The 14,243-nt window shown below is 67.5% G+C and carries 8 protein-coding genes; 4 read left to right on the plus strand and 4 right to left on the minus strand.

Annotated features, from left to right (window positions below):
* Positions 1 to 186: 186 nt before the first annotated feature.
* Both JAO73_RS18980 and JAO73_RS18985 read left to right on the plus strand, forming a co-directional pair.
* Entirely contained in the window at positions 187 to 3,711 is a 3,525-nt protein-coding gene (locus tag JAO73_RS18980) for a DUF7948 domain-containing protein (RefSeq protein WP_198978865.1), read from the plus strand.
* 96 nt (positions 3,712 to 3,807) lie between these two features.
* A complete protein-coding gene (locus JAO73_RS18985; protein WP_198978866.1) occupies positions 3,808 to 7,347 on the plus strand; it encodes a DUF7948 domain-containing protein in 3,540 nt (1,179 codons plus the stop codon).
* A gap of 11 nt (positions 7,348 to 7,358) precedes the next feature.
* Here the strand turns inward: JAO73_RS18985 and JAO73_RS18990 are convergent, their stop codons facing one another.
* Both JAO73_RS18990 and JAO73_RS18995 read right to left on the minus strand, forming a co-directional pair.
* Positions 7,359 to 8,630, minus strand: a complete 1,272-nt coding sequence (locus JAO73_RS18990; RefSeq protein WP_198978867.1) for a lipopolysaccharide biosynthesis protein — start codon at positions 8,628 to 8,630, stop codon at positions 7,359 to 7,361.
* Between the two features lie 76 nt (positions 8,631 to 8,706).
* Positions 8,707 to 9,912 carry a glycosyltransferase gene (locus tag JAO73_RS18995; protein WP_198978868.1) on the minus strand — a complete coding sequence of 402 codons (1,206 nt, stop codon included), beginning with the start codon at positions 9,910 to 9,912 and terminating at the stop codon, positions 8,707 to 8,709.
* A gap of 230 nt (positions 9,913 to 10,142) precedes the next feature.
* Between JAO73_RS18995 and JAO73_RS19000 the strand changes: the two genes are divergently transcribed.
* Together JAO73_RS19000 and JAO73_RS19005 are read left to right on the plus strand one after the other, a co-directional pair.
* Positions 10,143 to 11,042 (plus strand): YicC/YloC family endoribonuclease, encoded by a 900-nt coding sequence (locus tag JAO73_RS19000; protein WP_190928799.1) that lies wholly within the window; start codon positions 10,143 to 10,145, stop codon positions 11,040 to 11,042.
* Positions 11,043 to 11,451: 409 nt separating this feature from the next.
* Complete coding sequence (locus tag JAO73_RS19005) at positions 11,452 to 11,916, plus strand: hypothetical protein (RefSeq protein WP_198978869.1); 465 nt, start codon at positions 11,452 to 11,454, stop codon at positions 11,914 to 11,916.
* Between the two features lie 58 nt (positions 11,917 to 11,974).
* Here JAO73_RS19005 and JAO73_RS19010 read toward each other — a convergent pair whose 3' ends face one another.
* Together JAO73_RS19010 and gcvH are read right to left on the minus strand one after the other, a co-directional pair.
* Positions 11,975 to 13,729, minus strand: a complete 1,755-nt coding sequence (locus JAO73_RS19010) for a VanZ family protein (protein WP_198978871.1) — start codon at positions 13,727 to 13,729, stop codon at positions 11,975 to 11,977.
* Between the two features lie 58 nt (positions 13,730 to 13,787).
* Complete coding sequence (gene gcvH / locus JAO73_RS19015; protein WP_190928805.1) at positions 13,788 to 14,168, minus strand: glycine cleavage system protein GcvH; 381 nt, start codon at positions 14,166 to 14,168, stop codon at positions 13,788 to 13,790.
* Positions 14,169 to 14,243: the final 75 nt, after the last annotated feature.

A 14,243-nucleotide genomic window follows, 5' to 3' on the forward strand; every position in this document is an offset into this window, starting at 1 on the left:
CCCGCAAGCCGCGGCGGGGTGGCCGCCTTTATATTCCGGGTCTGGGGCCGCCGGAAAAGGTGCACGAATCCCGCGCAACCTTGCACGAATTTTGCGCTTGCGCGGTTTCGGCTGCAACGAATTGGGTTCTTTTAGGTCCTCCTTTTCGCCACTCCTTTTTATTCCTTTCCTGCCTCTGGCGCTTCTATGCCTCTACTTTTCCGCTTTAGTTTCCGGCCGTTGGGGTCGTTGCCGCTGGGTGTGTTGCTGCTGACTGCCGGCCTTGGCCAAGCCCAGGCGGCCGGCGGCGAGCCGGGCGCCCCCAGCCTCGAATTCATTCACAACAAAGGCCAGTGGGAAGCCCCCGTGCGCTACGAAGCGGCCCTGCCCTCAGGCCGGCTGTTTGTGCAGCGCGACGCCCTCACCTACGCCTTCGTGGACCCCGCCCTGCTGCGCCACCACCGCGAGGCCACCGGCCAGGCCCCGGGCGGCACCCGCGCCGCCACGCCCACTGTGGTGGCGGCCCACGCCTACACGGTGCACTTTGAGAAGGCCAGCGCCCGCGCCAGGCTCACGGCCGAGGCGCCCACGGCCGGCACCCGCAACTATTTCGTGGGCGCCGACCCCAAGCGCTGGGCCAGCGACGTGGCCGCCTACCGCCGCCTGCGCTACGAGCAGCTCTGGCCGGGCATCGACCTGACCTTGTACGAAAACGCTGGCCAGCGCTTGGAGTACGACGTGCTGCTGGCCCCGCACGCCAACCCCGCCCGCGTGGCCCTGCGCTACGACGGCGCCAGCCGCCTGAGCCTCGACGCGGCCGGCAACCTCGTGGTGAAAACCACGGTGGCCACCGTCACGGAGCAAGCCCCACAGGCCTGGCAAATGGACGCGGCGGGCCGGCAGCAGCCCGTGTCCTGCCGCTACGTACTCACGGGCAGCACCGTCACGTTTGCCCTGGGCGCCTACGACCACAGCCGCGCCCTCACCATCGACCCCACGGTGCAGTTTTCCACGCTCACAGGCTCGGCGGCCGACAACTGGGGCTTCACCGCGACTTACGACGCGGCCGGCAACCTGTACTCGGGCGGCATTGCGTTCGGGGCCGGATTTCCTACCACCACCGGCGCCTACCAGGCCAGCTTCAGCAGCCTCGAAGACATGGCGCTCATTAAGTACAACACCACCGTGCGGGGCACGGCGGCGCGGATGTGGGCCACCTACCTGGGCGGCAACAACGCCGACTTTCCGAGCAGCCTGGTGGTGAACGCGCAAAACGAGCTGGTGGTGCTGGGCAGCACGTCTTCCACCAACTTTCCCACCACGCCGGGGGCGGCCCAGCGCACGTTTGGCGGTGGCTCGGCACTCAACCCCTTCAACGTTCTCAACGCCAGCGCGTCGCCGCAGTACCTCATGGCCAATGGCGCCGACCTGGTGGTGATTCGCCTCGACGCCAACGGCAACACGCTGCGGGCCAGCACCTACCTGGGCGGCTCCGGCAACGACGGCGTGCAAAACGAGAACTCGGCCACGGCGTCGAACTACGGCGACGTGTTTCGGAGCGACGTGGTGCTTGACGGCAACGGCAACGTGTACGTGGCCTCGTCGTCGACTTCGACCAACTTTCCGGGCCTGAGCCAGGGCTTCAACGCCGCCTTCCGGGGCGGCAGCTCCGATGCGCTGGTGTGCAAGCTCACCGCCGACCTGAGCACCGTGGCCTGGGCCGGCCTGCTGGGCGGGACCGGCGCCGATGCGGCCTATTCAATTCAGCGCGACGCCCAGGGCCGGGTGTACGTGTGCGGCGGCACCACGTCGCCCACGCTGCCGGGCACGGCGGGCGCCTACCGCTCCGCGCTGCAGGGCAACGTCGACGGCTTTGCGGCCCGCGTGAGCACCGATGGGCGCACGCTGGAGCGCGTCACCTTTGTGGGCACCAGCAGCTACGACCAGGCCCAATTCCTGCAGCTCGACGCGGCCGGCAACGCCTATTTGTTTGGCCAAACGCTGGGGCAATACCCCGTCACGCCGGGCCTCTACACGGTGGTGGGGGGCCGGCAGTTCATTCAGAAGCTCAGCCCCGACCTCACGGCCAGCATCTACAGCACGGTATTTGGCAGCGGCCGCTCCAGCATCGACCTGGTGCCCACGGCCTTTCTGGTAGATGAGTGCGAGCGCATCTACGTGGCGGGCTGGGGCGGCGAAGACACCGGCGGCTACCTGCAGGGCACCACCTTCGGCCTGCCCGTGACGGCCAACGCCTTCCAACGCACCACCGACGGGTCCGACTTTTACCTGGCCCAGTTCGGGGCCGGCATGAGCAGCCTGCAGTACGGCACCTACTTCGGGCAAAACGGCGGCGGGGCCGAGCACGTGGACGGCGGCACCTCGCGCTTCGACCGGCGCGGCATCGTGTACCAGGCCGTGTGCGCCAGCTGCCGCGGCACCCAGGGCTTTCCCTCCCCGCCCGACGCCGGCACCTATACCACCCAAAACGGCAGCACCAACTGCAACAACGGGGCGTTTAAGATGAACTTTGAAATCATTCAGGCCGACCCCGGCCCGCGGCGCTTTGTGTGCGTGGGCAGCGGGCCGGTGGCCCTGAGCGGCACGCCCGCCGGTGGCATCTGGACCGGGCCGGGCGTGCAGGCCACGGCCGGCGGCGGCTACCAGTTCGAGCCCGCCGCGGTGGGCCCGGGCCAGTACGGCCTCACCTACACGGTGGCCTCCACGGGCACCTGCATCAGCACGCGCAGCGTGCGCTACGTGGTGGCGCCGCCCGTGGTGCCCGCGGTGAACCCCATTCCGCCCCAGTGCACCACCGGCCAGGGGGCGGCCCTCACGGCCTCGGTGCCGGGCGGGGTGTGGAGCGGGCCGGGGGTGTCGGGCAGCATTTTCCTGCCGGCCGCGGCCGGGCCGGGCACCCACACCATCAGCTACACCGTCGCCGACTCGCTGGGTTGCGGCGTGGGCACGCGGCAGGTGGTGGTGACGCGCCCGCCCACCGTGGTGCCGGGCCGCGACACCACCCTGTGCGCCGACCTGCGCCAGCCCTTCCAGCTGCGCGGCTTCAGCCCGGCGGGCGGGGTGTGGAGCGGTACGGGCGTCACGGCCAGCGGCTTTTTCACGCCGCCAAACACCAACAACCGCGGCGGCGTCTTCGCCCTGACGTATACCGTGACCGAGGGCCCCTGCCAGGCCGCGGCCACCCGCACGGTGGTGCTGGCCCCCACTTCCACCCAAGACGTGGGCCTGAACCTGCCGGTGTGCGAGGCCGTGCCGCAATACGCCGGCCTGGCGCCGTTCAAGTGCCAGCTCTCGCCGGTGCTGCTGGCGCCCCGCGCCACCTACCTCTGGGATTTTGGCGATGGCAGCACCAGCACCGAGGCCGAACCCGTCCACGTGTACGAAAAGCCGGGCTCCTACCGCGTGCAGCTGCAGGCCCGCTACGGCAACTGCGAAGTGCTCACGGGCTTTGCGCCGGTAGAGGTGGGCGCCGTGTTCGTGCCCAACATCATCACCCCTAACGGCGACAACCAGAACCAGACCTTCCGGCCGCGCATCGGCTGCAAGCCGGCCTCGCTCGAAGTGTTTTCGCGCTGGGGCCAGCGCGTGTACCAAACCGATGAGTACCACAACGACTGGGACGCCAACAACCTGCCCGACGGCATCTACTACTTCCTGCTGCGCGACGCCGACGACCGGCGCGTGAAGGGCTGGGTGGAAGTACGCCGCTAGCCCGGTCGGGCTGCTGTTGCCGGTTCGGCCGCTTCGCAACCCGGGGCGGCCGAACATTTATATTTACTTTCCCACCCGTCCTTTATTCTGCTGTTGATGAAGCTATATCTACTCGTAGCGGCGGGCGTGCTGCAGCTGGGTTTCGGCACCGCGGCCACCGCCCACACCACGCCTCCAAGCCGACCCGAGCGCACGCTGGAATTTGTGGAAAACAAAGGCCAGTGGGACGAGCGCGCCCGCTACGCGGCCGCCCTGCCCGGCGGCCGTCTCTTTGCCGAGTCCGACGGCCTCACATTCTCGTTGCTGGCCAGCGGCAGCCTCGACCGGCCCGGCCACGGCACCCACAAGCAGCGCCGGCCCGCCGCCGACAGCCTGCTGCACGGCCACGCCCTGCGGCTGCGCTTTGCGGGCGCGGCCCCGGCCACCATCACCCCCGCCGAGGCCACCGAGGAGCGGCGCAACTACTTCCTAGGCCAAGACCCCAAACACTGGGCCACCGGCGTGCGCGGCTTCCGCGAGCTGCGCTACACCGGCCTGTGGCCCGGCGTGAACGCCCGCGTGTACGAAAGCGCCGACCAGCACCTGGAATATGACTTTGAAGTGGCGCCGGGCGCCCGCCCCGAGGCCATTGCCCTGCGCCACGACGGCGCCACCGGCCTGCAGCTGGATGCCGAAGGCAACCTGCTGGTGCGCACCAGCGTGGGCACCCTCGTGGAGCGCGCCCCGCAAGCCTGGCAAACCACCGCCCGCGGCCGGCGCAAGGCCGTGGCCTGCCGCTACGCGCTGGCCGACGGCACCGTGCGCTTTGCCTTGGGCCATTATGATAAAACCCTGCCGCTCGTCATCGACCCCGTGGTGGTGTTTGCCACCTACACCGGCTCGACGGCCGACAACTGGGGCTTCACGGCCACCTACGACGCGCAGGGCAACCTCTACTCGGGCGGCATTGTGTTTTCGCTGGGCTACCCGGCCAGCCCGGGCGCTTTCCGCACGCAGTTTTCGGGCGTCATCGACATCGGCGTGATTAAGTACCAAACCAGCGTGAGCGGGCCCGCCGCGCGGGTGTGGGCCTCCTACATCGGCGGCGGCAACGCCGACTTTCCCACGAGCCTGGTGGTGAACAGCCAGGGCGAGCTGTTGCTGCTGGGCGCCAGCTCCAGCAACAACTACCCGACCACCGCGGGAGCGTTGCAACGCACGTTCAACCAAGGCTTTTACACCGACCCCTACGGCTACGGCTTCGACTACGCCCTCCCCAATGGCTCCGATTTGGTGATAACCCGCTTCAACGCCAACGGCACGGGACTGGTGGGCTCGACCTACCTCGGAGGCTCGGGCAACGAGGGCGTGCTGCCCCTGAACGTGAACACCACCGCGCAGCTGGCCCACAATTACGGCGACCCGTTTCGGGGGGACATTCTGGTGGATGCGGCCGACAACGTGTACGTGGCCAGCAACACGTCTTCCAGTGATTTCCCGCTGGCCCGGGGCTTTAACACGACCTACCGGGGCGGCGCCACCGATGGCCTCGTGCTCAAGCTCAACCCGACCCTCACGGCCCTTACCTGGGGCAGCTACCTGGGCGGGGGCGCTTCCGATGCCGCGTATTCCATTCAGGTGGAGCCCACGAGCGGCGACGTGTACGTGGCCGGCGGCACGCTGAGCCCCAACTTTCCCACCACGGCCGGCAGCCTGCGCCCCGCGGCCCTGGGCGACGTCGACGGCTTTGTGGCCCGCATCAGCGCCAGCGGCACCGGTCTGCTGCGCGCCAGCTACCTGGGCACGCCGGCTTATGACCAAAGCTATTTTCTGCAATTGGGCACCGATGGCGGCGTGTACGTGCTGGGCCAGACCGCCGGGGCCTACCCCACCACGCCCGGCCTGTTCACCACGCCCAACGGCCGGCAGTTCATTCACAAGCTCGACCCCAACCTGGGCACCACGCAGTTGGCCACGGTATTCGGCAGCGGCCGCAACAGCATCGACCTCGACCCCACGGCCTTCCTTGTGGACCGCTGCGACCGAGTGTACGTGTGCGGCTGGGGCGGCGTGCTCAACGACAACCTCGGCGGCGGCGAGCCCTACCTGGCCCTGAACGGTACCACGGCCGGGCTGCCCGTCACGCCCGGCGCCCTGCAGCCCAACACCGACGCCAACGATTTTTATCTGGTGCAATTTGCCGCGGGCCTGGGCAGCCTGGCCTACGCCACGTACTACGGCGACATTACCGGCACCGACGACCACGTGGACGGCGGCACGGCCCGCTTCGACCCGCGCGGGGTGGTGTACCAGGCGGTGTGCGCGTGCGGGTTTGGCTCGGGCTTTCCCATTCCGCCGGGGGCCAACACCTATTCCACCTTCAACCCCAGCGGCAACTGCAACAACGCCGCTTTTGTGTTCAACTTCGAGCCCAGCATCGCCAACGCCGGCGCCGACCAGACGGTGTGCGCCACGGCCGGCCCCCAGCCCCTGGTGGGCAACCCCGCGGGCGGCACCTGGAGCGGGCCGGGCGTGACGGGTAGCCTGGCCACGGGCTTCTTTTTCACGCCCTCGGCGGCGCTGGTGGGGGTGCAAAGCCTGACGTATACCGTGCTCAGCTCGGGGCTGTGCACCACCACCGGCACCCGCCGCGTGACCGTGACGGCCCCGCCCACGGTGGCCATCACGGCGGCGCTGGCCGGCACTTACTGCACCCCGGGCATCAATAATCCTGCCCTGCCGGTGGTGCCCCTCACCGCCGCGCCCGCCGGTGGGGTGTGGAGCGGCTCGGGCGTCATCAACGGGGGCAGCACGGGATTTTACTTCAACCCCAACAGCGCGCCGGGCACCTACCAGGTCGTCTACACGCTGAGCGTGGGCGGCTGCGTGGTGCAGGACAGCCGCACCGTGGCCATCACCCGGCCGGTGGCGCCCGTGCTGCCCGCCGACACCGTGCTGTGCCCCGGCAGCACCCAGCGCTTTGCCCTGCGCGGCAGCCCGGCCGGCGGCGTCTGGACCGGCACGGGCGTGACGGGTAGCCCGGCCACGGGTTTCTTTTTCACACCGCCAGCGGGCTTTGTGGGCCCGGCCACGCTCAGCTACGCGGTGAGCAGCGGCGGGTGCTCGGCCTCGGGCACGCGGCGGGTGTCGGTGGCAGCGGAGCCCACTTTCACGGCGAGTGCCGCGCCCGTGCCCTGCCCCGAGGCCCGCCTGGCACCCCTCACGTTGCACTTCACGGCCAGCACACCGGCTGCGGGCACCAGCCTGAGCTGGGACTTTGGCGACGGCACACAATCGACGGAAACCATGCCCACACACACCTACACCACGCCGGGCAAGTACCAGCCCGTGGCACGCCTGCGCTACAACGGCGACCGCTGCGAAACCCAGTTGGCCCTGCCCGCGGTGACCGTGCTACCGCGCAAAATCCCGAACATCATCACCCCCAACGGCGACCCGCTGAACGAGACGTTCAAGCTGGGCCCCGACTGCCCGCCGCGCCTGCAAATCTTCTCCCGCTGGGGCCAGAAAGTGTTTGAAGCCGCTGCCTACCGCGACGACTGGAAGGCCGACGGCCAGCCCGACGGCGTGTATTACTACCTCATCACCTACCCCGACGGCCGCCAGCTAAAAGGAATGGTGGAAGTGGTGAGGTAAGGGTAAACAGCTCATTTGGCAAGGAGCAGCGGCAGGCGCTCTGCTAGCCAGCGCAGGTCGGCCGGGCCGGGCAACAGGTCCGGCCAGGCGGCGCCGATGGCGCGGCGGAAATGCGCCAGCAAGTACGCCGCCGTGGCCACGTAAGAAGCCGACATGCCCAGCGCCGCGCCCACCATGCCCAGGCCAGGCACCAGCAGCAGGCAGGCCGGCACCGTCACGGCCAGGCCCAGCAGGGCAGCGCGGTTGTTCACGCCATACCGCGCCGTGCCGCTGAAGTAAGAGCTGGCCTGCATGGCGGCTCCGTAGGCCAGAATGCCGGGCGCCAGCGCCAGAATAACGCCGTGCGCCGCCCCAAACTCCGGCCCGAAAAATGCCGCCAGCCAGGCCGTGGGCACGGCCGCCAGCACCAGCACCGCGCCGGCCGTGGCCAGCAGCGTAAGCCGGCTGCCGCGCAGGGCCGCGTGGGTTTGCTCGCGCTGGTTGGCGGCGTTCACCAGCGCCACGTACTGAATGAGGGCCGTGCTGCGCGGTATCAGCCAGATGGCTTCGGCTAGGGCCACGCCCACCGACAGCACGCCCAGCGCCCCGGCACTGGCCAGGTACGCCACCGCGTAGTAGCCAAAGCGGTAGTTGGCGAAGGTGAGCAGGTTGGAAAAATGCGCCCCCCGGCTGTGGCGGGCCAGCTCGCGGGCCACTGCCCGGCGGCGGGCCCGGCGGCTGCCCCAGGCATCGGGCAGGCGCAGCAGCAGCCCCAGGCTGAGCAGCCAGGGCAGGCCGTAAGCCAGGTAGTTGGCGTAATAGTAGGCGCGCACCTCCAGCCAATGGGCCGCGGCAAATGCCAGCGCCAGCGCCACCGCCAGCAGCGCGGCCTGGGCCGTTGTGAGCACGTTATACGCCTGCTCGTGCTTGCGGCCCAGCAGCAGAAACAGGTTGATGGACAGCAGCACCTGCACCAGCGTCACGGCCGCCAGGTGCAGCACGTAGGCGGCCGGCACCGGCCGCAGCAAGCCCACCACCGCGGCCCCGCCCCCGCTCACCACCACGGCCCAGCCGTAGGCCGGCAGCAGCAGGTGCCAGGCATTGCGGCGCGGCACGAGGTATATCAGCGACGAGCCGCCCACCAGCCCGGCCAGCAGCACTAGCCCCGACATATCGGTAAAAAACAGGCTGACCTGCCCGCGCCCCGCCGCCCCCAGGTAGCGCGCCGTGAGCCATACCACCGCAAAGCTGAGCCCCGCCGTGAGCACGCGCGCCGCAAAATGCTGAAGTATGCGTTTGAACATGGGCTCTTTTTCAGGCCACGAAAGAACAACAGAAACCCCCACTCCCCGCCGCTGCGGAGGCATGCGGGGCAGCGCCTCAGCGGCCCAGGGCCCGGCGATACAACTCGCCGAACGCCCTCCCCACCGCCTCTACCCCAAAGCGGCTGTTTACCGCCGCGGCCAGTGCGGCTGCATCCGCGGGCTGAGCTTCGGCACGGGCGAGCAGTTGGCCGAGGGCCGCGGCCAGGGCCGCCTCGTCGCCGGCCGGCACCAGGTGGCCAAACGGGCTGCCCTCGGGCACCAGCTCGGGCACGCCGCCCACGCGGGTGGCCACCACCGGCAAGCCGCTGGCCTGCGCCTCGATGAGCACGCAAGGCAGGTTCTCGACGTTGGAAAACAACACGAAGCCGGTGGCCTGCCGCATCTCGGCCGCCACCGCCGGGTGGGCCAGCTTGCCCAGAAACACCACCGTGCCATCGGCCAGCAGGCCCAGGTCGGCGGCCTGCTGGCGCACTTGGGCTTCGTCGGGGCCGTAGCCGGCAATGCGCAGGCGCAGGCCCGGCCAGGCAGCGCGCAGGCCGGCCACCGCCCGCAGCAGCCCGCACAGGTTTTTGGCCGCTTCGTTGAAGGCCGCCACGTGCAGCAGGGTGCGCGCCGGTCGCGGCGCGGCAAGGTTGCCGGGATGAAACAGCGCGATATCCACCACGTTCGGTATCACCGCCGAAACCGAATTGTGGGCCCCCAGCGCGGCCAGGGCGTTGCGCAGGTTGGCGCTCACCGTGTGCAGGGCCGCCGCCCGGCGCACCACGGCCGCCGTCAGCCAGCGGCGCAGGCCCGATATGCTGGCCGCGCGCGGCGGCAGGTAGCGCGTCCAGTGCTCCGTCACGATGAACGGGACGCCGCGCACTGCCCGCAACGCCCAGGCAAACAGCCCCGTACGCAGCAGCACGTGCACGTGCACCAGGTCAGGGCGCTGGCCGGCCCAGTGCCGCCGCAGCTGCCGGTAGCCGCGCAGCAGGCACCAGTAGTACAGCAGCAGCTTCAGCGGCTTGTCGAGTGGAGCCAGGCCGGTGGGCGCAGCGCGGTAGTAGTAGCGCAGCGTGGGCCAGGGGCCGCCGAAGTCCTCGTCGGCCTCAACCAGGCGCGGAATGGGGCCGCGCGCCACGGCCGCAAACAGCACGGCGCCTTCCACTCCGCCGTGCGCCGCAATGGCGGCCACGTGCCGGCCCACAAAGTCGCCGTCCTGGTCGTCGTAGCGGTTGGGATACCACTTGGGCAGGTGCAGAACGCGAAGGGATTTCAAGGGAGGACGCAAAAAGAGGCGCGGCGAATTTGCTACAAAGTACGGCCGGGGCCCTTACTCCTTTTCTGCCGCGGGTGCGCCCCGCTGTACCCAACGCGCCACCGGGCGCTTGCGCGGCCGGAGTTGCATGCTGCGCTGGCCGTTACCTTCGTCATTGCTTGTTAACGCGCCGGTGGCGTATTTCCCCGAAGGACTGCGGCCTCCCTGGCGCCGCTTATTTACTTGATACTATGCTCATTTCCATGACCGGCTACGGCCAGGCCCACCGCGAAACCGATACCTACACGGCCACCGTCGAACTGCGGTCGGTGAACTCCAAAACCCTCGACCTGACCCTGCGCCTGCCCCGCTTCCTGATGCCGCACGAGCTGGAAATCCGCAACGCGGTGGCCAAAGCCCTCCTGCGCGGCAAGGTGAACCTGAACCTCGATTTTATGCGCCCGGCCGCCGCCCGCGCCGCCACCACGCTCAACAAAGAAGCCCTCGTAGCGGCCTTCTACGAGCTGAAAGCCGTGGCCGCCGGCTTGGGCGTGCCCGCCGGTGAGGAAACGCTGCTGGCCGCCTTGCGCCTGCCCGGCGTCATCCCCACGGCCTCCGAAGTGCGCGATGCCGAGCCCGCCGCCGAAGAAATCACCTGGCCCGAGCTGCAGCCGCTGCTCACCGAGGCCCTGGCCGCCATGCAGCAGTTCCGGCAGGACGAAGGCCAGACGCTGACCACCGAAATCCTGGGCTATGTGGCCACCATCCGGCAGCAGCTGGCGGCCGTGGAGCTGCACGACCCCGCCCGCATCGAGCACGTGCGCCAGCGCCTAGCCAGCCATTTGGCCGAGCTCACCAGCCACGAGCAGTTCAACGCCACGCGCTTCGAGCAGGAGGTGCTGTACTACATCGAAAAGCTCGACATTGCCGAAGAAAAAGTGCGCTTAGCCGCTCACTTGGCCTATTTTGAAGAAGCCGCCCACCAGCCCGACGAGGCCGTGGGCAAAAAGCTGGGCTTCCTGGCCCAGGAAATCGGCCGCGAAATCAACACCATCGGCTCCAAGGCCAACGATGCCACCGTGCAACACCTGGTGGTGGGCATGAAGGAGGAATTGGAAAAAATAAAAGAGCAGCTCAACAACATTCTTTAGCCACCCATTGCGGTGGCAGTGGAGTAAGTTACGTTCGCCGGGAAAGCAGCCTCATTCATCGAAAATCAGGCTTAAATTGAATTATATTAATAAAATTTACAATACAACAAATGAAAAAACAGCAAGTCCAGTAGCTGGCAGAGCTTTTGACCAGCTACTTTGGCACGGCCTCAACTAGCCGAATGTTAGCACTTTATTGGATTAGTGCCATGTCCTGTTTTCATTTGCAGAAAAAAGTTTCTGATATTTGCAAGTCCAAAGTTGGATATTTGATTATTGTATCTAACTTGGGTACTCAAATACCGTTTTAGTTACCACCACCTATTCCGCCATTAGTATGAAATCTACATTTTTACTCTGTATTCTGGGGCTCTTTCTTACGGCTGCACGGCCGCTATCCGAGATTGAGTTGGTGAAGAAACGCGTGCTCAGCGAGCGGGTGGAAATCCTGATTCCCAAGGGCTTTGAGGTGATGACCGAGCAGCAGATGGACTTTGCTTACGCCAAAGCCCAGAGCCGCCCGAGCGTGATTTTCACCAACAACAACCTCATCAGCCTGGCCTTCAACTACAGCGACAACGACGCCGACCAGGACATGGTCGACATCTACGCCGCTTCGTTTGGCAAGACTTACCACAAGCAGTACAAAGACGCCACCTGGTTTGGCGACGGCGTCAAAAACATCAACAACCGCAAGGTGGGCTTCCTCGAGTTTATGAAGCCCGAAATGGGCCACGAGGTGTACACGCTGGTGTTCTTCACCGACGTGGAAGGCAAGCTCATGATTTGCACCTTCAACTGCGCCGACCGCCAGAAGCCCGAGTGGGAGCCCATTGCCAAGCAAATCATGCTCTCACTGAAAGCCAAAGGCTAGGCCGCCAGCAATGTATAACAGCCGATAGTCGGCAGCCGAACGCAGATTCGGCTGCCGACTATTTTTTTGCGCGGTGGGCAGCGCCTTCTGCGTTGAGAAAATCGCGCACCAGGCCAAAAGCGCCCGCAAAGCCGGCCAGCGACAGGGCCGCGGGCTTGTCGTTCACGTCGTGGTAGGCCGGGCTACCGCCGCGGGTGTAGAGGAAAAACGCAGGCACGCCGGCCTCGGAAAAGGGGTAATGGTCGGAATTGGCGGCGCGGCCGCGCGGGGCCAGGGCCGGCAGGTAGTGGCGGGCGTTGTTCAGGGCCAACAGCCGCTTGTAGGGCGCTTCAAACACGCGGCCGTTCACCACGGTAGCGCCCTGCTCGCCGGTGCCCAGCAGGTCGAGGTTGACCAGAAACTTGATGTTGCGCAGCGGCACCAGCGGGTGGGCCACGAAATAGTTGGAACCCACCAGGCCCGCCTCCTCGGCCCCAAACAGCAGGAACACCACGGAGCAGGCCGGCCGGTTTTCGGGGCGGGCGTAGTGGGCGGCCAGCTCCAGCAGCAGGGCCACGCCGCTGGCATTGTCGTTGGCGCCCGGGAAGTAGGCCTTGGGGCCCATCATGCCCAGGTGGTCGTAGTGGGCCGACACCACGAGGAAGGAATCAGGCTGCGCGGTGCCGCGCACCACGGCGGCCAGGTTCTGCGTTTGGTAGTTGCGCTGCAGCTGGGCTCCCACCCGCACCGTGCCCCACACGGTGTGGCCCTTGGCGGTGCCAGTTGCGGTATCGCCAAAAATGGCCTTATCGAGCCACAAGGGCACTTTTTCGGCCAGCACCTCGACGCGCGGCTGAGGTGCTTGCTCGACAGCCAGCGAGGCGGTGAGCTTGGGCACCACCGTGATGAACGCCGCCGCCGAGTTGAGGCGCTGCTGCAGCAGGGCCGGCAGCTGGGGCAGGCGGGCGGCGTCGGCCGCGCGCATGAGCAGCACGCGCTTGCTCCAGGGCACCAGCAGGTAGCGGGCCTGCACGGCGGCTTTGGTGAACGCCATGGTGTCGAGCAGCAAAATCCTGCCCTTGGCGGTGCCGGGGCCGGAATTGGCCGCCGCAATGCAGGAAGTGCCGGCCCGCCAGCCGGTGGCCAGCTTAGTGCCGTCGGACTGGATGGCGGCACTTACCTCGCCGGGAAAAGTATTCACGTCGAGCGCGAAGGGCTGGGTGTAGTTGGGCGCCAGCGGGGCCAGCTTGAGGGCGCGCAGGCGCTCGCGCAGGTAGGCGGCGGCGGCGTGTTCGCCCTGCTTCACGTAGCCGCGGCCGTGCAGCTCGGGGGCGGCCAGCTTCTTGATGGTGGCGCGGGCGCGGGGCAGGTTCTGGGCCGGGGCCGAAGAGGCGCCCAGCACGGCCGCCCCCACCAGCCCCAGGCAGGCCAGTGCCCGCCCGCGGGACGAACGCCCGGCCCAGGCCGTGGCCGCCCCCACCGCCAAGGCAGCGCCCAAGCCGTCGCTCAGCAGGTCGGTCCACTCGCCGTGGCGGCCGAGGCGCATGGTCAGCTGCAGCACTTCGATGAGGGCCCCAAACAGGAAGCTGGCCGCCAGCACCGCCGCGCCGGCGTGGCGGGCCAGGCGGGGCCAGCGGCGCTGCCGGCGCAGCGAAAACCAGCTCAGCCCGGCAAGCACAAAAAACACGCCCGCGTGGGCGGCTGTGTCGAACGACAACAGCTCCCACACGGGCGTGCGCGGCATTTCATCGGCAGGCGTGAGCGTGAGCGCCAGCACCACGGCGGCCCAGCTGAGGGGCAGCGCGGCGTAGGCGCGCGGGGAAGAAACAGGCAATGATTTGTGCAAGGGTTCGGTAAACATCGCGGCGCCCAAGCCAAAACAGTGCCGGCTCTTAGGCCCCCACCAGCTCGCCGTAGGCGTCGGCGGTCAGCAGGGCGTCGAGCTCGGCCGGGTTGGCAATGGAAATTTTTACCATCCAGCCGTCGCCGTACGGGTCCGAATTCACGGTTTCGGGGGCATCGGCCAGCTTGGAATTTACCTCCAACACGGTGCCGGTGATGGGGCTGAACAGGTCCGAAACGGTTTTCACGGCCTCCACCGTCCCGAACACATCGTGCTGGGCCACGTCTTTGTCGAGGGTGTCGATGTCGACGTACACAATGTCGCCCAGCTCTTTCTGCGCGTGGTCGGTGATGCCCACGTAGGCAACATCGCCTTCAACGCGAATCCATTCGTGGTCCTTGGTGTAGTGGAGGGTGGCGGGCAGGTTCATATATGGCGGAATGGTGAGTTAATGGAGTGGTGAGTTGGTGGGTCAAAAGTACACATTCAACTCCATCATCAGCCC

It is taken from the genome of Hymenobacter miniatus (assembly GCF_016427455.1).
Taxonomy (GTDB): domain Bacteria; phylum Bacteroidota; class Bacteroidia; order Cytophagales; family Hymenobacteraceae; genus Hymenobacter; species Hymenobacter armeniacus.